The sequence below is a fragment of the Rhodoferax potami genome (genome assembly GCF_032193765.1).
Taxonomy (GTDB): domain Bacteria; phylum Pseudomonadota; class Gammaproteobacteria; order Burkholderiales; family Burkholderiaceae_C; genus Allorhodoferax; species Allorhodoferax potami.
Window position 1 is genome coordinate 1,380,864 of sequence record NZ_JAVBIJ010000001.1, and the last position, 21,209, is coordinate 1,402,072.

Sequence of the window (21,209 nt, forward strand, 5' to 3'; positions counted from 1 at the left end):
CCCTCAGAGGCGAATCAAGCCTTCACACAGTCAGCGTAGTAACGGACCTTGCCGTCTTCACCCACTTCGCTCACCAAACCGTGCACATCGGTCTCAAAACCGGGGCACTGGGCATTGAACTCGCGGGAGAACTTGAGGTAGTCCACCACTTTCTTGTTGAACACTTCACCGGGCACCAGCAAAGGAATACCGGGGGGATAAGGCGTGACCATGCCGACCGACACGCGGCCCTCCAAGTGGTCAATCTCCACGCGCTCGGTTTTGCGTAAGGCAATATGCGCGTAAGCGTCGCTAGGCTTCATGGCGGGCACCAAATCGCTCAAATACACCTCGGTCGTCAGGCGGGCGATGTCGAACTTGGCGTACAGCTGGTGGATGTGGTGGCACAGGTCTGCCAAGCCCATCTTCTCGTAGCGCGGATACTTCTGCACGAACTCAGGCAACACACGCCACATGGGCTGGTTTTTGGCGTAGTCGTCCTTGAACTGCTGCAACGCGGTCAACATGCTGTTCCAGCGGCCCTTGGTAATGCCAATGGTGAACATGATGAAGAAGCTGTACAAGCCGGTCTTTTCGACCACCACGCCGTGTTCGGCCAGAAACTTGGTCACGATGGAAGCGGGAATACCGGTCTTGGCGAACTTGCCGTTCAGGTCAAGACCTGGCGTCACGATGGTGGACTTGATCGGGTCCAGCATGTTGAAGCCGCTGGCCAGTTTGCCGAAGCCGTGCCAGTTGGCCTTGGCGGTCTTGCTCTCACCCTTGATGATCCAGTCATTGGCGCGGCCGATGCCTTCTTCGGCCAGCTTGTCCGGTCCCCATACCTTGAACCACCAGTCGTCACCGTACTCTTCGTCCACCTTGCGCATGGCGCGGCGGAAGTCCAGGGCCTCGGCAATGCTTTCTTCCACCAGCGCGGTCCCACCGGGTGGCTCCATCATGGCGGCGGCTACGTCGCAGCTGGCAATGATGCTGTATTGCGGGCTGGTGCTGGTGTGCATCAGGTAGGCCTCGTTGAACAAGTGCTTGTCCAACTTGACGGTCTGCGAGTCTTGCACCAGCACGTGGCTAGCTTGGCTGATACCGGCCAGCAGCTTGTGGATGGATTGCGTGCTGTACACCACGGCTTCTTTGGGGCGCGCGCGGTTCTTGCCCATGGCGTGGTAGGTGCCATAGAACGGGTGGAACGCCGCATGCGGCAGCCAGGCCTCGTCGAAGTGGATGTTTTCCACATAACCATCGAGCATGCTCTTGATGGTTTCGGTGTTGTAGAGCACGCCGTCGTAGGTGCTTTGCGTCAGTGTCAGGATACGGGGCTTTGCCTTTTTGGCATCTACGCCCTTGAGCAGCGGGTTGGCCTTGATCTTGGCTTGGATAGTGGCCGGCTCAAACTCGCTCTGCGGAATCGGGCCAATGATGCCGAAGTGGTTGCGTGTGGGCTTCAAGAAGACCGGAATCGCGCCGGTCATGATGATGGCGTGCAGGTTGGACTTGTGGCAGTTGCGGTCCACGATCACGATGTCACCGGGCGCCACCGTGTGGTGCCACACCATCTTGTTGGAGGTGCTGGTGCCGTTGGTCACAAAGAAGCAGTGGTCGGCATTGAAAATGCGCGCTGCATTTCGCTCGGAGGCACCAATGGCCCCGTTGTGGTCCAGCAACTGGCCCAACTCTTCCACCGCATTGCACACGTCGGCGCGCAGCATGTTCTCACCATAAAACTGGTGGTACATCTGGCCTACAGGGCTCTTCAAGAAGGCGACGCCGCCTGAGTGGCCGGGGCAGTGCCAGCTGTAGGAGCCGTCTTCCGCGTAATCGAGCAGCGCTTTAAAGAATGGCGGCTGCACGCCCTCCAAGTAGCCTTTGGCTTCGCGGATGATGTGACGCGCCACAAACTCAGGCGTGTCTTCAAACATGTGAATGAAGCCGTGCAGTTCGCGCAGGATGTCGTTAGGGATATGGCGGCTGGTTTTTGTCTCGCCGTACACATAAATCGGGACATCGAGGTTCTTGCGGCGGACTTCTTCAATGAAGTGGCGCAAATTCAGTACCGCAGGGTCCAGATCCGGACCAGGCGTGAACTCCTCATCGTCGATCGACAAGATGAAAGCACTCGCACGGCTCTGTTGCTGGGCGAACTGGCTCAGATCACCATAGCTAGTGACGCCCAGTACTTCAAATCCTTCGGATTCGATCGCCTGCGCCAGGGCACGGATGCCAAGACCCGACGTGTTTTCCGAACGGAAATCTTCGTCAATGATGATGATGGGAAAACGAAACTTCATCTACAGGCTCCAACAGCGGGCTAAAAATGGCAAACAGGCGCGAAGTGTAAGGACTAAATGTGGCAACGCGGCGGCAGCGTCCCGCAATTGGCCCACAATGTGGCGTCATCAATACAACTGGAGTCCCCGTCATGTCGGAACCCAACCTGTGGTGGCTGGCCGTGGGTGCGTTGGTCGCACTGGAGCTGCTCACCGGAACGTTTTATCTGCTGATGCTCGGGCTGGGCGCAGCCGCGGCGGCACTGGCAGCCCATGCTGGCGCCAGCGTCACTGCGCAGCTCGTATGGGCATCCTTGGTGGGTGGCGGTGCGGTGGCAGTGTGGCACCTTCGCCGCTCACGCGGCCGGTCGGAGCCATCTGCGCAGGCCAACCCCAATGTAAACCTGGATATCGGGGAAGTAGTGCAGATCGGCGCCTGGAACCCCGACGGCACTGCCCAAGTCCATTACCGCGGCGCGGCATGGACCGCAATCCATCGCACGGGAATCAGCCCGATACCCGGCGCGCACCGGGTAGCAGAAATGGTGGGCAATCGCCTGCTGGTAGATAAAGCTTAACGAGGGAACTTTATGGAAATCGCAATTCTTCTTCTGGTCGTCGCTATTATTTTTGTGACGCGGTCTGTCAAAGTCGTGCCCCAGCAGCATGCGTGGGTGATTGAACGCCTGGGCAAATACCACGGCACCCTGACACCCGGCCTGAACTTTCTGGTGCCGTTCATTGATCGCGTGGCCTACAAGCATGTGCTGAAAGAAATCCCGCTCGACATCGCAAGCCAGGTCTGTATCACCAAAGACAACACCCAGCTGCAAGTCGACGGCATTCTGTACTTTCAAGTCACCGATGCCATGCGCGCCAGTTATGGGTCGAGCAATTACATCATTGCCATTTCCCAACTGGCTCAAACATCCTTGCGCTCAGTCATCGGCAAGTTGGAGCTGGACAAAACATTCGAAGAGCGCGACATCATCAACGCCCAAGTGGTCGCAGCCATCGATGAGGCGGCTCTCAACTGGGGTGTGAAGGTGCTGCGCTATGAAATCAAAGACCTCACGCCACCCAAAGAAATTTTGCACGCCATGCAGGCACAGATCACCGCAGAACGTGAAAAACGCGCGCTGATTGCCGCCTCCGAAGGCCGCCGCCAAGAGCAAATCAATATTGCAACCGGCGAGCGCGAGGCATTCATTGCCCGCTCAGAGGGTGAAAAGCAGGCTGCCATCAACAGCGCCCAAGGTGAAGCGGCCTCCATCACTGCAGTGGCCGAGGCGACAGCGAACGCCATCGAGCGTATTGCCGCGGCCATTCGTCAACCGGGCGGCGAGCAAGCGGTGCAGTTGAAAGTCGCCGAACGAGCTGTCGATGCCTACGCCAAAGTGGCTGCGGACGCGACCACTACGCTGATCATCCCCGGCAATATGAGCGAAGTGTCCGGCCTGATTGCGACAGCCATGAAAATGGTGCAATCCAGCAAGTAAACAAAACTAACGGGCAACAAAAAAGCCCGTAGTGCAAAACACTACGGGCTATCTGTTTCTGGCGGAGCAGGCGGGATTCGAACCCGCGGTGGGTATTACCCCACGCACGCTTTCCAGGCGTGTGACTTAAACCGCTCATCCACCGCTCCAGAGCCTCGTATTCTAGCCCGTTATTTCGGGCATTCCGGCTGAACGAGGAAACTTTTTAGAAAAAACTGTCTTTCAGCCGAAAGGTTGGGCGTCATTGGCGCTCTTGCGCCGCATGCACGCCCTGCAACGCATCCGCTACCGCACGGCTGACGGTTGCCTCAACGTCTTCCATGACGCCGGGCAACAATGTCTGCAGACGCGCCTGCAAACTCTGCTGCAAAGCGTCTTGCACTACCTGCTCCAAAACAGGGGTTAACCGCACCATCACTTTGGCAATCAGTTCTTCATCTGTCGTTACGTAAGCCACCGGCTCCACGAACGTTGAAGCGACGACTGGCGCCAGCGCGTCTTCCTCAGGTAGCACAGGAATTTCAGCGGGCTCCATCGCTGGCGCGGGATGCTTCACTACCTCGGTCAGGGTAGGCAAAAAACGGGGGGGGTGTTTGGGTGCCTGCATCACTCAGCGCCTTTCAGCTTCAGGTCATGCCGTTGGATCGCATAGCCCAGCTGCACATATTGCTTCCAACGAAGACGGGCCGTGGCGCGGTCTTCCTCATCCACAGACACGACCTCGATTACCCGGTCAAACACATCAAAGCCCTCGGGCATTTCATGGGTCAGGTTGACCAACACGCCGTGACTCGACAAAGCAGGATGAACTTTGGATGTCAACACAACCGGGCAACGCAGATCCGGAGATGCACCGTTGTCGACACCATGCACCAAGAAATCGGTCGGCGAGGTTGCCCATAGACTGGCATCCAGATATTGCACTTGGGCAGGAACGGCGAGCACCGTCAAACGCGCCCCTCGGGCGACGGCCTTTCTCAGAAGGCGCCCTACGTACTCCAGCTTGTTCGGGGCCCCGAAATGAAAGGCAACGTCTGTCACTTACCGGCAACCTGACTCAGCACAAACTCCACCAGCAGGGGCACGGGCCGTCCAGTAGCGCCCTTGGCGGCCCCGCCTTTCCAGGCGGTGCCCGCGATGTCCAAATGCGCCCAGTCAAACTTCTCGGTAAAGCGCTGGAGGAACTTGGCAGCCGTAATTGCACCACCTGCACGACCCGCCACGTTGGCCACATCCGCAAAATTGGTTTTCAAGCCATCCGCATAGTCCTCATCGAGGGGCAGCTGCCAGCACAAGTCACCACTGGACTCACCGGCTTTGAAAAGCGCATCCGCCAGCGCCGGCTTGCTGGAAAACAGGCCGCTTCGGACCCCACCAAGCGCGACCACGCATGCCCCGGTCAAGGTTGCAATATCGACCACTGCGGTCGGTTTAAAGCGCTCTGCGTAGGTCAGTGCATCACACAGCACCAGCCGGCCTTCGGCATCGGTGTTCAGAATTTCGATCGTCTGGCCGCTCATGCTGGTCACCACGTCGCCAGGCTTCACAGCTTTGCCGTTCAGCAAGTTCTCACAAGCCGGGATCAAGCCGATCACGTTGATCGCGGGCTTCAGCTCCGCCAGCGTCCTGAAGGTTCCGAGCACACTGGCGGCTCCGGACATGTCGAACTTCATCTCGTCCATCTCCGCCGCAGGCTTGATGGAGATGCCGCCGCTATCAAAAGTAATACCCTTGCCCACCAGCACCAGCGGAGCCTGCGCTTTGGTAGCGCCGCTGTACTTCAACACAATAAAGCGCAAAGGCTCATCAGACCCCTGGGCGACCGCCATGAAGGAGCCCATACCCAGCTTGGCAACTTCTTTGGGGCCTAGCACTTCGCAGCTGATTTTGGCGAACTCCGCCAGACTTTGAGCGGCTTGCCCCAACAAGGTTGGCGTTGCGTAGTTGGCTGGGCGATTGGCCCACTCTTTGGCGAACTCGACGCCGGCCACTGTGCCTACCGCCACCGCAAATGAGACTGCGATCTCAGATGCATTGCTCGCACCGACCAGCACTTTTTGCAACTGGCGCCCTTCTGGCTTGGATTTGGTGTGGGTGTACACGTAAGTGGCATCCGCAACTGCAAGGGGCACTGCACGGACCGCATCTTCCCGGGCAGGACCTGCAAACGCAATTACTGCCTTTTTCACGACCGGCGCCTTCAGGCTGCCCGCACAGGCTGCAATTGCAGAGCGCACTTGGCGCGCTGTACCCTCCCCCACGGCCACCAAAAGAACTTTCGCAGCATTGGCTTGCACCGGCCGATGCAGCGCCAACACCGTGCCTGGCTTGGCACTGAAATCACCCTGCTTCAAGGCCTTGCCGATCAAGATGGACAGTTCGTCCTTGCCAGGCTTGAAATCCTGCGCAATGAGCAGCACCAGCAGGTCGGCTTTTTCATTGGCCAAGGCCACGAGGTTCAGAGGCTTCAGTTCAAAGTTCATAATTCGCTCTTTCGTTTCGCACAATGTTATTCCATTCCTCCATTCGCAAAGAGTTAGGCCGCAGTTTCGGCGCGACGCTGGTCGTTCTGGTGACCGTCGTCATGACCATGACGCTGCTGCGCACCTTGGGCGAAGCCTCGCGCGGCACCTTCAATCCGGCCGACGTGCTGATCATCATGGGCTACACCGTGCTCTCGGATATGCCGACCATCCTGTCGATGAGTCTGTTTATTTCGGTGTTGACGGTTGTTACCCGGATGTACCGCGACAGCGAAATGGTGATCTGGTTCGGCAGCGGGCGCGGGTTATTGGGCTTGGTCGGCCCTCTGTTCCGGTTCGCATGGCCTATTTTGCTGGTGGTTTTGACGTTGGCATTTGTGATCTTGCCCTGGTCATTCAGCAAAATTGAGGACCTGCGCGACCGGTACGACAAGCGCGGCGACATCGCGCGCATTGAGCCGGGGCAGTTTCAAGAGTCAGCCAATGGTGACCGCGTCTTTTTTATTGAAAAAGACAGCAAGGGCCAACAAACAGGCAAGAACGTTTTCATCTCCACCCAAGAAGGTAACAAGCAAACCATCACCAGCGCGCGCTCTGGAACCGTCGAGGTCATGAATGGCGACAAGTTTCTGGTGCTCCAGGAGGGGCAACGTCTGGAGCGGACCACTGGCAAAAATGACATGACACTCAGCACCTTTGAGCGCTACGGCGCCCGGGTCGGTGCTGACGACAACTCCGGCCGCGACTACTCCCCGTCCAATGCCAAAACCACCCTCGAGTTGCTGCGGACCCAAAACCCTCAGCACTTTGCAGAACTCGCATGGCGAGCCGGATTGACCCTTGCCGCCTTCAACTTGATCTGGATTGGCTTGGCCGCCGCAGGGGCCAACCCTCGCGCAGGGCGGAGCACCAACCTGATCTTCGCGTTTCTGGCCTTTGTGGTGTATTTCAATCTCTTGGTGCTCGCCAAAAATTGGGTCGAGAGCGGGAAGGCAGAGCTTATTCCCATGCTGCTCCAATTGCATGGCGGTGTCTTTGTGGTGAGCATGCTGTGGTTGTTGAAGCGACACAACCACTGGGCGCTTCGACTGCCACGCCGCAACGCCCGTAGGGAGGGCTCCGCATGAAGACGCTGCGCAAACTCCTGTACGGAGAAGTGGTGACCGCAGTCGCGCTGGTCACGCTGGCATTCATCGCGCTGTTTTTTTTCTTTGACGTGGTGGAGGAACTCCAGCAGGTCACCCGGCTGGGCGCGAGTGGTTACCAAGTGCCGCAGGCACTGATTTATGTCGCGCTGATGATCCCGGCCCACGTGTATGAGTTGTTTCCCATCACGGTGCTCATCGGCACCATTTTTGTGATGGCCCGCTTGGCCCGGAGTTCGGAGTTCACGATTCTGCGTACGAGTGGCTTGGGCCCTTGGAAGGCCTTGCGGACCTTGATGGTGCTGGGCTTGGGCTTTGTCTTGTTTACTTTTGCGGTTGGCGACTATGTGGCCCCCTTGGCGGACAAAACAGCCCAACTGCTCAAATCCCGCTTTCAGGGCAAAATCAGTGTGGGTAAAACCGGCGCCTGGCTGAAAGAAAAGCAGGCTTACGGCAGCTACTCGGTGAACGTGGGTTCCTTGGCGTCAGATGCAACCCTCAAAGACATCCGGGTCTACGAATTCGACAACCAGGGCTTTGTGGTCTCCCTGACCGAAGCGAAGACTGGGACCTTTGGTAGCGATGAATCCTGGATGCTCGCCAACGGTGAGCGCACCGAATTCACGTCGGGCCCAAACCAGATCCCCAAGGTAGACCGCGCGGCGTTCGAGACCTTCCGTTGGCCCACCCAAATCAGCGCTGAAATGGTGGCCGCAGCGGTACTGCGGCCCGAGCGCATGGGCACGATTGACTTGTTCCAGTACATACGCCATCTCAATGCCAACGGCCAAAGCGCCCAGAAGTATGAAATCCAATTCTGGAAAAAAGTCTTCTATCCCCTGAGCTGCCTGGTGATGGTGGTGCTGTCCCTGCCCTTTGCCTACTTGCATTTCCGCTCGGGTGGCATCGCCAGCTACACCTTTGGTGGCGTGATGGCGGGCATCAGCTTTGTGTTGCTGAACAACGTGGTGAATGACCTTGGGAACTTACAGGGTTGGCAGCCCTGGATCACAGCGGCCCTGCCGGGCATGATCTACTCATTCTTTTCTCTTGCAGCCTTTACCTGGTTGGTACTCCGAAGATGACAAGCCCCGCCCCCCGCCACGCGATTGTGTTGTTCGCCCACGGTTCCCGCGACCCGCTGTGGCACAAGCCCATGGAGGCGGTGGCCGCGCGCATTCGCAGCCAGTCAGCAGACGTCGAAGTAGCCTGTGCCTACCTGGAGCTCAGCCAGCCTGACCTGCCCCACACCGTGGCGCAACTCACTGGTGCGGGCGTTGACAGCATCACCATCGTGCCCATGTTTTTGGGCGTAGGCCGCCATGCACGCGAGGATTTGCCTGAATTGGTAACCCAATTGCGTGCCAGCCATCCTGCGGTGCATTTCCACCTCCAGAAGGCGGTGGGGGAAGACGATCGCCTGGTGCAGATGTTGGCATCGATTGCGTTGGATCCGACCGAGGCATAAATCCCCTGAGGCATAATGAATTCCTTCTTTAGCTGGAATTCGATATGAACCTTCACCAATTCCGCTTCGTGCAAGAAGCCGCGCGCCGCAACCTCAACCTGACCGAGGCGGCGAAGGCACTACATACCTCGCAGCCGGGTGTGTCCAAAGCCATTATTGAGCTGGAAGAAGAGCTGGGCATCGACATCTTTGCCCGCCACGGCAAACGCCTCAAGCGCATCACCGAGCCAGGCCAGCATGTGCTCAAAAGCATCGAGTTGATCCTGCGCGAGGTGAACAACCTCAAGCGCATCGGGGAACAATACAGCTCGCAGGACAGCGGCACGCTGTCGATCGCCACCACCCACACCCAGGCCCGTTATGTGCTGCCGGAAAAGGTGGCACAACTCCGCGCGGCCTTCCCCAAGGTCAATGTGAGCCTGCACCAAGGCGCGCCTGACCAGGTCGCCCGCATGCTGATCGACGATGTGGCCGAAATCGGGATCGCCACCGAATCCCTGTCCAACTACAGCGAACTGGTCACCCTACCCTGCTACGAGTGGCAACACGTGCTGGTATTGCCCGCCGACCACCCTCTGGCCCTGAAAGAGCATGTCACGCTGGAAGACGTCGCCGCCGAGCCGCTCATCACCTACCACCCGTCCTTTACCGGACGCACCAAAATTGACCAGGCGTTTGAGGCCCGCAAGCTCGAGCCCCGCATTTCGCTCGAAGCCATTGACTCCGATGTGATCAAGACCTATGTGCGCCTGGGCTTGGGCATCGGCATTGCGGCTGAAATGGCGGTCACCGATGTGGTGGAGGACATGGAGAAAAACGGCGCCCGTGGCGGCTTGGTGGTGCGACCTGCGGGCTACCTGTTCGGCCAGAACGTGACCCGAGTAGCCTTCAAGCGCAGCGCCTATTTACGCAATTTTGTCTTCACGTTTGCGGAATTTTTAAGCAGCCGCCTGAACCGCGCGCTGATCGCCAAGGCCATGGAAGGCCACGTAAACGACTATGAGTTGTGAAAGCATGACTACTGCATTGACACCCCCGCTCTCCAGCCGCCTGCCGAATGTGGGCACCACCATCTTCACCGTCATGTCGGCGCTCGCCACTGAGCACAAAGCGGTCAACCTTGGGCAAGGCTTTCCGGACTTTGCGTGCGACCCGAAGTTGGTCGACGCCGTGACCGCAGCCATGCAAGCGGGACACAACCAGTACCCGCCCATGGCCGGTGTGCCGGCTTTGCGGCAGGCCGTGTCAGCCAAGATCGCTGGCCTGCATGGCAAGGCCTATCACCCCGACACCGAAATCACCATCACCGCCGGTGCAACGCAGGCCATCCTGACCGCCCTCCTTGCCGTGGTGCATCCGGGTGACGAGGTCATTGTGCTGGAGCCCTGCTACGACAGCTATGTCCCCAACATCGAGCTGGCCGGTGGCGTCGTGGTGCGTGTGCCCCTGACTCCAGGCACCTTCCGGCCCGACTTCGCCAAAATCGGCGCGGCCATCACGCCCAAAACACGGGCCTTGCTCATCAACTCGCCGCACAACCCCAGCGCAACGGTCTGGAGCCGGGCCGACATGCTGGCCCTCCAGGACCTGCTGGCACCGACCCACGTGCTCCTCATCAGCGATGAGGTGTACGAGCACATGGTGTTTGATGGCCAAGCCCACGAGAGCGCTTCCCGCTTTCCCGGCCTCGCAGCTCGGGCCTTTGTGGTGTCGAGCTTCGGCAAAACCTTCCACGTGACCGGGTGGAAGGTGGGTACGGTCGCCGCGCCTGCGGCCTTGATGGCGGAGTTCCGCAAGGTGCACCAGTTCAATGTGTTCACCGTCAACACCCCGGTCCAGCATGCGCTGGCCGCGTATCTGGCCCACCCGGCGCCCTACCTCGAGCTGCCCGCGTTCTACCAACACAAGCGCGACCTCTTCCGCGCGGGGCTCGCAGGTACCCGGTTCAAGCTTTTGCCCAGCCAAGGCAGCTATTTCCAATGCGTGGACATCTCCGATGTAAGCGACTTGAACGAGGCCGATTTTTGCCAATGGCTGACCCGCGAGATCGGGGTGGCCGCCATACCGCTCTCGGCTTTTTATGGGAATGGTTTTGACCAGCGGGTGGTGCGCTTTTGCTTTGCCAAACAAGACAGCACACTCCAAAGCGCCCTGGAGCGCCTCAAGACCTTGTAATTACGTTGCTATTGATTTCATAGCTACACCCGCAATACTCATCTGGGCTAAAGGCTATTTTATGCATACATATCGCATGGCATGCACTGTCACCGTGATGCGTCTCTTGCGCAAAGCGGCACTCTGTCTGGCCGCAAGCGCCGGTCTGTGGGCAGGCCTTGCGGCTGCACAAACCGAATCGTTGCGCACCGAGACCGTGGCTACTGGCTTGGAGCATCCATGGGCCCTGGCGTTTCTGCCCGAGGGCGGCTTTCTGGTTACCGAACGGCCGGGGCGCTTGCGCGTGGTGAGCGCGAAAGGCCAGGTCAGCCCACCGGTGGGCGGCCTCCCGGCCATCGATGCCCGCGGTCAGGGCGGCCTGCTCGATCTGGTGCTGGACAGTGCATTTGCCAGCAATCGCCAGCTCTATTTTTGTTACGCCGAGCCGGGCGAATCCGGCAACAGCACCGCCATGGCGCGTGCCACACTCAGCCCGGACAACACTCGCCTGCTGGACCTGAAGGTCTTGTTCAGCCAGAAACCCAAGTTCAGCAGCAGCGCGCACTTCGGGTGCCGCATCACCGAGGGACAGCGCGATGGCAAACCCGACGGCATCCTGTACCTGGCCCTCGGCGAACGCTTCAGCAAAAAAGACGACGCCCAGACCCTGAACAACCACCATGGCAAGGTGATTCGCATCCGCAAAGACGGCACCGTGCCTGCAGACAACCCTTTTGCCACCACCGCTGCGCGCGCCAACGGAGCACTGCCTGAAATCTGGAGCCTGGGCCACCGCAATCCCCAAGGCATGGTGCAAGCACCCGATGGCACCTTGTGGGAACTCGAGCATGGCCCCCAGGGCGGCGACGAAATCAACAAAGTCCAACGCGGGCGCAACTACGGCTGGCCCCTGATTACCTATGGCGAAAACTATGGGGGCGGAAAAATCGGCGCTGGCATCACCACACAGCCCGGGCTGGAGCAACCGGAGCATTACTGGACACCGTCCATCGCCCCCTCTGGCATGACCTTTGTGAGTAGCCAGCGCTACGGCCCCGGTTGGCACGGTAGCCTGGTGGTCGGCTCCCTTAAATTCGGCTACTTGGCCCGACTCGAACTCAGCGAGCCCTTTGGCGGCCGGGTGGTGCGCGAAACAGCCTATTTGCAAGACCTGAAAGAACGGGTACGCGATGTGCGCCAAGGCCCTGACGGCTGGCTCTATCTGCTGACCGACGCCTCGCGCGGGCGCTTGCTGCGAGTCCTGCCGCGCTAAGCCACTGCGGCAAGCCTGGCACCTTCACCGGCTTGTCATCTGGTGTGGTTGTAATGCGGCCTTCGTTGGAGAAGGACCATGCAACTACTCAAAACCGACAAAGCGCGGACAGAATTGCAAATCGGGAATCGCACGCTCGGACAGCGTGAACGGGCGATGTTGATCCTCGCGGACGGCCGCAATACGGTCGAAACCATCAACCACCTGTTCCACGGCGATGCGATGCGCCTGGCCACCCACCTGATGCAAAGTGGCTATCTGGTGCCGCAGGATGAACCTGCATCAGCAGTCAGAGCGCCTCGCGCCACCCCCAAAAGCGCGCCTGCACCGGCGCCTGCTCCACACCCAGTCGCACCGCAGGTGCTGACCGAGGTTGTCACGGCCCCATCGTCTGCGGATAGTTTCGAGGGCAAGCGGTCGCTAGCCACCACGCGGATGTTCTTGTTCGACATCTGTGAACGCATGTTTGTGCGGCGTGACCCTGCACGTGTCGAAGCATTCCGCGAGGCGCTCCGAAACGCCAAGGACCGAGACACCATGCTCGCTGCCGCACGCGACATGATCAACGCGGTAGAAGAAATAGCAGGCCACGAACGGGCGGATTCCATCAGCGAACGCATCGCGATGTTGTTGCCCCCTGAAGGCTGACCCCTGGGGCGCTCACGCCCGCCTGCTTAGCTCCCCAGCTGTGCCCAGGCCTTGTCCAGGCGCTTCACACTCACCGGTTGGGGCGTGCGTAGCTCCTGGGCAAAGAAGCTGACCCGCAACTCTTCGAGCAACCAACGGAACTCTTGCATCCGCTCGTCCTGCACGCCTTTGCGTTCCGCCACCAAGCGCCAGTAGCGCTGCTCCTGCGGGCGCAATTCGGTCAACCGTGCGGTATCGCGGGCCGGATCGGCACGGTATTTCTCAAGGCGCAGGGTGATGGCCTTGAGGTAGCGTGCCAGATGTTGTAGGCGGTCCCACGGCGTGGCCTGCAAAAACCGCTTGGGGATAAGGCGGGTGATTTGCTGGGCCGCATCTGCCACCGCATCCGGGGCGTTTTTGGTGTCTTTGATTTTACGGGCGGCCGTTGCGTATTCCTGTAGCACCGTCCCCGCCAAGCGGGCCACTTCGTTGGCAATCAGGGTGAGGCGCCCCCGGCCTTCGTCGATCCGGCGCTTGAAAGCGAACTCATCGGTCGGCAAGGGGTCGAGCAAAAATGCGCGGTCCAGGGCCACGGCAATGATTTGTTCGCGCAACTCTTCTACGGTGCCGCCGGTGGCAGATTTGCCGCCCTCCAAGGTGCCGACCTGCATGAAGGCCACCGCCATTTTTTGCAGGTCGGGGATGTTTTTCTCGAGGTATTTGAGAGCGTCTTTGATTTGCAACGCAAAGAGGCGTCGCAAACCGGCACGGTGTTTGGCGGCGGCCACTTCGGGTTCGTCGAACACTTCCACGGTCACCGCTTCGCCTGCGTCGATGAGTGCAGGGAAGCCGATGAGTGTCTGGCCGCCTTTGCGGATTTCCAGCAGCTCGGGCAGCTCGCCGAAGGTCCAGGCGGTGAAGCGGCCGTCGAGGATGCTGGGGGCAGCTTTCTTGGATGGATTGCCATTTGCTACGTTTTTTGTAGCTTGTAGCGCAGAGCTGGCGTGCGCTGGGCGCTGATTTGACCGGGCGCTCTGCTCCGTGTCCCCCGCCCGCTTTGCGGGCTCCTCCTTGACCTGCGCAGAACGCCCGGTCAAACCAGCTCCTGGCGATGAGCTACTTTCTTGACTTGCCGACTGGTTTTGGGCCAGCTTTAAGCTGGCCAGTGCTTGGAATGCGCCGCGGGCTTGGCTGCCTAGCTCCGCCTTCAACGCACCCAGGTTGCGTCCATGGCCGAGTTGGCGGCCATGTTCGTCCACTACGCGGAAGTTCATGAAGAAGTGCGGGCTGAGCATGTCGACTTTGATGTCGGCTTTGACAATGTCCAGCGAGGTTGCGTCTCGCACCAGCTTGAGCACGGCTTCCACCAGCCCGCCGGTGCCGAATTTTTCGGGGGCGTTCAAGGCTTCGGCGAACTTGGCGGCGGTGTCGGGCAGCGGCACCAGGCGACTGCGCGGCCGCTGGTGCAGGGTTTTGAGCAAGGCCTGCACTTTGTCCTTGAGCATGCCGGGCACCAGCCATTCGCAGCGCTCATCATTCACCTGGTTCAGCACAAACAGGGGCACGGTCACGGTCAGTCCGTCTCTAGCGTCACCGGGTTGGTGCAGGTAGGTCGCTGCGCAATCGACACCGCCCAAGCGGATGGTTTTGGGGAAGGACGCGGTGGTAATGCCTGCCGCCTCGTGGCGCATCAGCTCCTCGCGGGTGAGTTTGAGCAGCTCGGGCTGCTTCTTCACCTCTTCGCGGTACCAGCGCTCGAAGCTGTAGCCGCTGCACACGTCGGCAGGCAGCTGCTGGTCGTAGAAGGCGTAAATCAGTTCGTCGTCCACCAGCACGTCTTGGCGGCGGGCCTTGTGCTCCAGCTCTTCGACCTGCTTGATGAGCTTGTGGTTCGCGGCCAGGAAGGGCAAGGTGGTTTCCCACTCTTTGCCGACCAGGGCTTCACGGATGAAGATTTCGCGCGCACCGGTCACGTCGACCCGGCCGTAGTTCACTTTGCGGCCGCTGTAGACCACGATGCCATACAACGTGGCGCGCTCCAGTGCCACAACCTCGGCGGCTTTCTTTTCCCAGTGCGGGTCCAGCAGCTGTTTCTTGAGCAAATGGCCGCCCACTTGCTCCAGCCAGTGGGGTTCGATGGCGGCAATGCCTCGGCCGAACAAGCGGGTGGTTTCCACCAACTCCGAGGCAACGATCCATTTGCCCGGTTTTTTGGTCAGGTGGGCGCCGGGGTGGGCAAAAAACTTGATGCTGCGGGCACCCAGGTATTCGCCGTTTTGCCCTTCTTCGAGCTTGCAGCCGATGTTGCCCAGCAGGCCTGAGAGCATGGACAGGTGCAACTGCTCGTAGCTCGCGGGCTGGGTATTCAGGCGCCATTTGTGCTCAGCCACCACGGTGTGGAGCTGGCTGTAGATGTCTTTCCACTCGCGCACGCGGCGGATGTTGACGAAGTTCTGGCGCAGGAGTTGTTCGTATTGGCGGTTGGTGAGTTTGTGGGTGGCTGCTGGAGTCTGGAGTTGGGACATCCGGGCGCTCTGCTCCGTGTCCCCCGCCCGCTTTGCGGGCTCCTCCTTGACCTGCGCAGAACGCCCGGACGCCCCAACTCCCGCGTTTGCAGGTGCAGCACCACCGCGCGCATCGTGAATCCACTTCCACAGCTTCAGGTAGCCGGTGAACTCGCTCTTCTCATCGTCAAACTTTTGGTGGGCGGTGTCCGCCTGCTGCTGAGCCTCCATGGGCCGGTCGCGGACATCCTGCACGCTCAGGGCGCTGGCGATGACCAGTGCCTCGTCGAGCGCTTCACGGCTGCGGGCTTCCAGCAGCATGCGGCCGACGCGTGGGTCCAGCGGCAACCGGCTGAGCTCTTGGCCCAAGGGCGTGAGTTCGTTGGCCTCGTCGACCGCGCCCAGCTCGTTGAGCAGTTGGTAGCCGTCTGCGATGGCCCGGCCAGTGGGCCGCTCCAGAAACGGGAAGTCTTCCACGATACCGAGGTGGAGCGACTTCATCCGCAGAATCACGCCTGCCAGCGAGCTGCGCAGAATTTCCGGGGTGGTGAAGCGCTCGCGGCCGGCAAAGTCTTTTTCATCGTAGAGCCGGATGCAAATGCCGTTGGCAACCCGTCCGCATCGGCCGGCCCGCTGGTTGGCCGCTGCCTGGCTGACAGGCTCTACCAGCAACTGCTCTACCTTGCTACGAAAACTATAGCGCTTCACGCGCGCAGTGCCTGCGTCAATCACGTATCGGGTGCCTGGCACTGTGAGCGAGGTCTCGGCTACGTTGGTGGCCAGCACGATGCGCCGGCCCGTGTGGCCGTCGAAAATGCGGTCCTGCTCAGCCGGGCTCAGGCGGGCAAACAGGGGCAGCACTTCGGCGTTGCGCATCACCGGTTGGTGGCTCAGGTGTTTGCGCAGGTGGTCCGCCGCTTCGCGGATTTCGCGCTCGCCGGGCAAAAAGACGAGGATGTCGCCCTGGTTGTGCGGGTCGCGCCAGAGCTCGTCCACACCATCGGCAATCGCGTCGTTCAGGTCGTATTCGCGGCTTTCTTCAAACGGGCGGTAGCGCTGCTCCACCGGGAACATGCGCCCTGACACCATGATGACCGGCGCGGGGCCCTTGGCGGACTTGAAGTGATCCGCAAAGCGCTGTGCGTCGATCGTGGCCGAGGTGACGATGATTTTCAGGTCCGGGCGGCGCGGCAGGATCTGGCGCAAGTAGCCCAGCAAGAAGTCAATATTCAGCGAGCGCTCGTGCGCCTCATCAATGATGATCGTGTCGTACGCCTTCAGCAGCGGGTCGGTTTGCGTTTCGGCCAGCAAAATGCCGTCCGTCATCAGCTTGACCGACGCATCCTTGCCCAGCCGGTCGTTAAAACGCACCTTGTAGCCCACCACATCGCCCAAGGGCGTGTGCAGCTCTTCAGCAATCCGCTTGGCCACGCTGCTGGCCGCGATCCGGCGGGGCTGGGTGTGGCCGATGAGTTTGCCGCGCTCGCCTGCGGGATAGTTAAGTTTGCCGCGGCCCATGGCCAAGGCAATTTTGGGCAGCTGTGTGGTTTTGCCCGAGCCCGTTTCGCCGCAGACGATAACCACTTGGTGCGCCGCAATGGCATCCATGATTTCGTCGCGTTTGCCCGACACCGGGAGCGACTCTGGGAATTCGATTTTCAAGGTGCTGGCAGTCAAGGCGTGGTCTTCGTAGAGAATCACGGATTATCCCTGCCTTGACAAACCCTTACCGGCCTACCCGCCCTTCAATGACCTCTGTCTTCAACTTCACCTTCGTTCCCTGGTTCCGGTCCGTTGCGCCCTATATCCACAAGTTCCGCAACCAGACCTTTGTGGTGGGTATTGCAGGTGAAGCAATTGCTGCCGGCAAGCTGCACAACCTGGCGCAAGACCTGGCCATGATCCAGAGCATGGGCGTGAAAATTGTGCTGGTGCACGGCTTCCGGCCCCAGGTGAACGAGCAGCTCAAGGCCAAGGGCCACACGCCCAAATACAGCCATGGCATCCGCATCACCGATGAGGTGGCGCTGGATTGCGCCCAAGAGGCGGCCGGCCAACTGCGCTACGAGATTGAGGCGGCGTTCAGCCAAGGTCTGCCCAACACGCCCATGGCCGACTCCACGGTGCGGGTGATTTCAGGCAACTTCATCACCGCGCGCCCGGTAGGCATCGTGGACGGGGTGGACTTTCAGCATAGCGGGCTGGTGCGCAAGGTGGATATCGCAGGCATCACCAAAACGCTCGACATGGGTGCCATGGTGCTGCTCTCGCCCTTCGGCTTTTCGCCCACCGGCGAGGCGTTCAACCTCGCCATGGAAGAGGTGGCAACCAGTGTGGCCACCGCGCTGCAGGCCGACAAATTGATTTTTCTGACCGAGGTGCCCGGCATCCGCATGGATCCGGAGCTGCCCGCCAGCGAAGACAATCCGATTGACACCGAGCTCCCCCTGGCCGCAGCAGAAAAACTGCTCAAGGCCCTGCCCGCCGCCAACCAGCCTACCGATGTCGCCTTTTACCTGCAGCACTGTGTGAAGGCTTGCAAATCGGGCGTGGAACGCAGCCACATCATTCCGTTTGCTGTGGATGGCGCCATCCTGCTGGAGGTGTATGTGCACGACGGCATTGGAACCATGGTGGTGGACGAGAAGCTGGAAAGTCTGCGCGAGGCCACCGAGGAAGATGTGGGCGGCATTTTGCAGCTGATTGAACCCTTTGAGCGCGATGGCACGCTGGTCAAACGCAGCCGCACTGAGATCGAGCGCGATGCGGGCAACTACACCATCATTGAGCACGACGGTGTGATTTTTGCATGCGCGGCACTCTACCCCTATCCCGAAGCCAAGACCGCTGAAATGGCGGCGGTCACCGTGTCACCGGAAGTGCAAGGCCAAGGGGATGGTGAGCGCATCTTGAAACGCATTGAGCAGCGCGCCAAAGCGGCGGGGCTCGACAGTATTTTTGTGCTGACCACCCGCACCATGCATTGGTTTATCAAGCGCGGTTTTGCGCAAGTAGACCCCGAGTGGTTGCCCGAGGCCCGCAAGCGCAAATACAACTGGGACCGTAAGAGTCAGGTCTTGGTCAAGCGGCTTTAAGCCGGCGCCAGGTCATCAGACCGCCAAATACCGCAAAGGCACTGAAGCAAATAAACGACCAGTTGGCGATGGTGCCACCCAGGAATGTCCAGTCGATCTTGCTGCAGTCGCCACCGCCGCGGAAGATCATGGGCAATGCGCGCTTGAGGGGGAAGGTTTCAATCATCCCGTAGAGATCGCGCCCGCAGGACACCACCTCGGGCGGGTACCACTGCAGCCAGCTCTGGCGCGCGGCCACATAGGCGCCGGCCACTGCAAACACCACGAGCAATACAGAACCGGCCACTTGCAAGCCTTTTCGGCCGCTAGCCGCCGCCAACGCTGCGCAGATAGCTACCAAAATGAGAGCATAGCGCTGAACAATGCACATCGGGCACGGCTCCAGGCCCACCACATGCTGCAGGTACATGCCAAACGCCAACATCGCGGTGCAGGCGAGGAAGACCGCACTGAACACACGACGCGGCGCCTTATCCATCCAGCTAAAAACCAAATTCAAAATCTATCCCTCATTGAGTTGCACAGCGGCGCAGCGCCGTGGTGGGTTGATGCGCTTAGCGCGACCGAAGTTCCCTGAACCGCAAAGGTCAGGCCAAAGCGAATAAGATGCGGCCTTTCGTTTTTACACCATCGACTAAGAGGTTTTCCCATGGCACGCACCGTTAACTGTATCAAGCTGGGCAAAGAGGCTGAAGGCCTGGATTTCGCGCCCTACCCCGGTGAATTGGGCAAACGCATCTGGGAAGGCGTCAGCAAAGAGGCGTGGGCTGCCTGGCTCAAGCACCAAACCATGCTGGTCAACGAAAACCGCCTGAACCTGGCCGACGCCCGGGCTCGCCAGTACTTGGCCCGCCAGATGGAAAACCATTTCTTCGGCGACGGTGCAGACGCAGCGCAAGGCTACGTTCCCCCCAGCGCCTGAGGTGCCTGACTCCAACGCCTGCGCGGCACACTCCGCCCATAGCGGCTTGCCCGGTGCCTGGGCGCACCGCGCGGCGTGGACTATTCTGGACACAGACTTTCAGCAATCTAGGCAATTTGTAGCCACTTGGCGTGCGTGGCGTGCCGACCCGGCGCGCCCGGTCATGCTGCATTACGCTGGGCACATCTCGCTCGACGGACTTGCTCTGCTGCGGCGTGAGCTCGCGGCGACCAAATCCGATGCGGATGACTTGTACCTAGCGCTCTTGCATGAACTGCAAGACCGCGACGCCGGCATCCACCGCATCCTGCTCGACCGGGGGCAAGTGTCACTGACGCTGTGTATCGGCGACAGCCACACGTTTTTGGGCGACCACAAGCTATTCGCCAACACCGTCTGGTTTTCCGCAGGCGCCCACCTGTGGAGCAAATGGACGGCCAAGGCCTTGTCCCGTCTGTGCGCCCGAGGTGCAACGCTAGAAGCGCAACTTCCCGCAGATGCGCCCGCAGAATGGCTGCTAGAAGCCGGTTTTGTGCGTTGCAGCCCCGTTTCAGTTACGGGCACGGTGAACGCCACCTTCGACCCGCCTTGGCCCTTGGGCAACAAAGAGCCCCCTTTGGCGCCGGAGGCCCTGGCAACGGCACCCTCATGCTGTGTGGTCGGTGCCGGAATATCAGGCGCCAGTGTGGCTTACGCCCTCGCCCGGCGGGGCTGGCAAGTCACGGTGCTGGAGGCAGCGCCACACGCCGCTGCCGGGGCGTCTGGCCTGCCGGTCGGCTTGGTGGTGCCCCATGTGTCTGCCGATGACAGCCCACGCTCACGGCTCTCGCGGGTCGGTGCCAAGTTGATGCTGCAACACTGCAGAGATCTGCTGCAAGGCGGCGAAGAGTGGGCACTGAGCGGTGTGCTGGAGCACCGTTTTTCAGAAGGCCCAGACCGCCTGCACCATGCGGCTGCATGGGTCAAGCCGGCGGCCTTGGTGAAAGCCTGGCTGCAGCACCCCAACATTACGGTGCACTACGCAAAACCAGTAGCCCGACTGCAGCGTAACGGTGACCTTTGGTCTCTTCGGGGCCAAGACGACAGCCCGCTGGCAGAAGCGAAGGTGGTGGTCCTGGCCACGGCATTCGCCAGCCGCGCGTTGCTGGAGGCCGACGGCATGCAAGCCCACCGGGCCCCCTCGCTGCACTTGACGCTGGGCGACCTGCAAGCGGTCCACGGCACCGCTAGCACCGGCTCGATGCCACCGCACTCCGAGTCCCCCGCTTGGAGCCACCCGCATAACGGCCATGGTTGTTTTATCCCCTCGGTGCCGGGGCCGGCAGGCCAATTCTGGCTCGCGGGCTCCAGCTTTGAGCCCGACAACACGCCAACCCCGGAGAGCCTTGCACAACACCGTGTGGCCCCGTTGGCAGAACAACACCGCGCTAATCTGGAGCGCTTGCAGACCCTGTTGCCTGAGGCTGCAGAAGCCACGGCGCCCCTGTTTCAAGGCGGCCAAGTGAACGGATGGTCCGGAACCCGCTGCGTCACTCACGATCGATTGCCCTTGGCCGGGCCGGTAGACACCAATGCCCTTAACGGACTGTGGATGCATGTGGGGATGGGGGCGCGCGGCTTGACGTTTTCAGCACTGGGCGCCGAAATGATCGCCGCGCGCATCTGTCACGAGCCTTGGCCGGTCGAAAGTGCCTTGGCCAAATCTATGGACTCTCAACGCCTGCGCAAGCGACGTGCCGTCCGGGAAGTAGAGAGTGACAGCACCTGAGCGCCGC

General features: G+C 60.3%; 18 protein-coding genes and 1 tRNA gene. 12 read left to right on the forward strand and 7 right to left on the reverse strand.

Annotated features, from left to right (window positions below; all coding sequences use genetic code 11):
- Window positions 1–14 precede the first annotated feature (14 nt).
- On the reverse strand, window positions 15–2,285 hold the full coding sequence (locus RAE21_RS06610) for an arginine/lysine/ornithine decarboxylase (RefSeq protein ID WP_313880685.1): 2,271 nt from the start codon (window positions 2,283–2,285) through the stop codon (window positions 15–17).
- Between the two features lie 131 nt (window positions 2,286–2,416).
- Here RAE21_RS06610 and RAE21_RS06615 point away from each other — a divergent pair, with 131 nt between their 5' ends.
- Together RAE21_RS06615 and RAE21_RS06620 are read left to right on the forward strand one after the other, a co-directional pair.
- Window positions 2,417–2,842 carry an NfeD family protein gene (locus tag RAE21_RS06615; protein ID WP_313880686.1) on the forward strand — a complete coding sequence of 142 codons (426 nt, stop codon included), beginning with the start codon at window positions 2,417–2,419 and terminating at the stop codon, window positions 2,840–2,842.
- A 12-nt stretch (window positions 2,843–2,854) separates the two neighbouring features.
- Window positions 2,855–3,763 carry an SPFH domain-containing protein gene (locus tag RAE21_RS06620; RefSeq protein WP_313876128.1) on the forward strand — a complete coding sequence of 303 codons (909 nt, stop codon included), beginning with the start codon at window positions 2,855–2,857 and terminating at the stop codon, window positions 3,761–3,763.
- Between the two features lie 59 nt (window positions 3,764–3,822).
- Here RAE21_RS06620 and RAE21_RS06625 read toward each other — a convergent pair.
- The 4 genes from RAE21_RS06625 to RAE21_RS06640 form a co-directional block, all read right to left on the reverse strand.
- A tRNA-Ser gene (locus RAE21_RS06625) sits at window positions 3,823–3,912 on the reverse strand.
- Window positions 3,913–4,004: 92 nt separating this feature from the next.
- Window positions 4,005–4,340 carry a hypothetical protein gene (locus RAE21_RS06630; RefSeq protein ID WP_313880687.1) on the reverse strand — a complete coding sequence of 112 codons (336 nt, stop codon included), beginning with the start codon at window positions 4,338–4,340 and terminating at the stop codon, window positions 4,005–4,007.
- Between the two features lie 29 nt (window positions 4,341–4,369).
- The gene (locus RAE21_RS06635) at window positions 4,370–4,804 is read right to left on the reverse strand and encodes a DNA polymerase III subunit chi (protein ID WP_313880688.1); all 435 of its coding nucleotides are present in this window, start codon (window positions 4,802–4,804) and stop codon (window positions 4,370–4,372) included.
- On the reverse strand, window positions 4,801–6,246 hold the full coding sequence (locus tag RAE21_RS06640) for a leucyl aminopeptidase (RefSeq protein ID WP_313880689.1): 1,446 nt from the start codon (window positions 6,244–6,246) through the stop codon (window positions 4,801–4,803). Before RAE21_RS06640 ends, RAE21_RS06635 begins: the two co-directional genes overlap by 4 nt.
- A 23-nt stretch (window positions 6,247–6,269) precedes the next feature.
- Here RAE21_RS06640 and lptF point away from each other — a divergent pair, with 23 nt between their 5' ends.
- The 7 genes from lptF to RAE21_RS06675 all read left to right on the forward strand — a co-directional run bounded on the left by lptF (window position 6,270) and on the right by RAE21_RS06675 (window position 12,934).
- Entirely contained in the window at window positions 6,270–7,373 is a 1,104-nt protein-coding gene (lptF, locus tag RAE21_RS06645; protein ID WP_313880690.1) for an LPS export ABC transporter permease LptF, read from the forward strand.
- Window positions 7,370–8,476, forward strand: a complete 1,107-nt coding sequence (lptG, locus tag RAE21_RS06650; protein ID WP_313880691.1) for an LPS export ABC transporter permease LptG — start codon at window positions 7,370–7,372, stop codon at window positions 8,474–8,476. The genes lptF and lptG overlap by 4 nt, the downstream gene beginning before the upstream one ends.
- Window positions 8,473–8,859, forward strand: coding sequence for a sirohydrochlorin chelatase (locus tag RAE21_RS06655; protein ID WP_313880692.1), 387 nt, complete (start codon window positions 8,473–8,475; stop codon window positions 8,857–8,859). The genes lptG and RAE21_RS06655 overlap by 4 nt, the downstream gene beginning before the upstream one ends.
- A gap of 44 nt (window positions 8,860–8,903) precedes the next feature.
- Window positions 8,904–9,869: a CysB family HTH-type transcriptional regulator gene (locus RAE21_RS06660; protein WP_313876121.1), complete on the forward strand. Its 966-nt coding sequence runs from the start codon at window positions 8,904–8,906 to the stop codon at window positions 9,867–9,869.
- 4 nt (window positions 9,870–9,873) lie between these two features.
- The gene (locus RAE21_RS06665) at window positions 9,874–11,034 is read left to right on the forward strand and encodes a pyridoxal phosphate-dependent aminotransferase (RefSeq protein ID WP_313880693.1); all 1,161 of its coding nucleotides are present in this window, start codon (window positions 9,874–9,876) and stop codon (window positions 11,032–11,034) included.
- Between the two features lie 76 nt (window positions 11,035–11,110).
- Window positions 11,111–12,286, forward strand: coding sequence for a PQQ-dependent sugar dehydrogenase (locus RAE21_RS06670; protein ID WP_313880694.1), 1,176 nt, complete (start codon window positions 11,111–11,113; stop codon window positions 12,284–12,286).
- A gap of 78 nt (window positions 12,287–12,364) precedes the next feature.
- Window positions 12,365–12,934 (forward strand): hypothetical protein, encoded by a 570-nt coding sequence (locus RAE21_RS06675; protein ID WP_313880695.1) that lies wholly within the window; start codon window positions 12,365–12,367, stop codon window positions 12,932–12,934.
- Between the two features lie 26 nt (window positions 12,935–12,960).
- On the opposite strand, the gene hrpA is transcribed toward RAE21_RS06675, so the two are convergent.
- The gene (hrpA, locus tag RAE21_RS06680; RefSeq protein ID WP_428984056.1) at window positions 12,961–17,025 is read right to left on the reverse strand and encodes an ATP-dependent RNA helicase HrpA; all 4,065 of its coding nucleotides are present in this window, start codon (window positions 17,023–17,025) and stop codon (window positions 12,961–12,963) included.
- 140 nt (window positions 17,026–17,165) lie between these two features.
- Here hrpA and argA point away from each other — a divergent pair, with 140 nt between their 5' ends.
- Window positions 17,166–18,512 carry an amino-acid N-acetyltransferase gene (gene argA, locus RAE21_RS06685; RefSeq protein WP_313880696.1) on the forward strand — a complete coding sequence of 449 codons (1,347 nt, stop codon included), beginning with the start codon at window positions 17,166–17,168 and terminating at the stop codon, window positions 18,510–18,512.
- Here argA and RAE21_RS06690 read toward each other — a convergent pair.
- Window positions 18,499–18,990, reverse strand: a complete 492-nt coding sequence (locus RAE21_RS06690) for a disulfide bond formation protein B (RefSeq protein ID WP_313876281.1) — start codon at window positions 18,988–18,990, stop codon at window positions 18,499–18,501. The genes argA and RAE21_RS06690 overlap by 14 nt on opposite strands.
- Window positions 18,991–19,161: 171 nt before the next feature.
- On the opposite strand from RAE21_RS06690, the gene RAE21_RS06695 reads away from it, so the two are divergent.
- Both RAE21_RS06695 and RAE21_RS06700 read left to right on the forward strand, forming a co-directional pair.
- Window positions 19,162–19,434, forward strand: a complete 273-nt coding sequence (locus RAE21_RS06695; RefSeq protein WP_296510743.1) for an oxidative damage protection protein — start codon at window positions 19,162–19,164, stop codon at window positions 19,432–19,434.
- A 1-nt stretch (window position 19,435) separates the two neighbouring features.
- Window positions 19,436–21,202, forward strand: coding sequence for an FAD-dependent oxidoreductase (locus RAE21_RS06700; RefSeq protein ID WP_313880697.1), 1,767 nt, complete (start codon window positions 19,436–19,438; stop codon window positions 21,200–21,202).
- The last annotated feature ends 7 nt before the right edge of the window (window positions 21,203–21,209 follow it).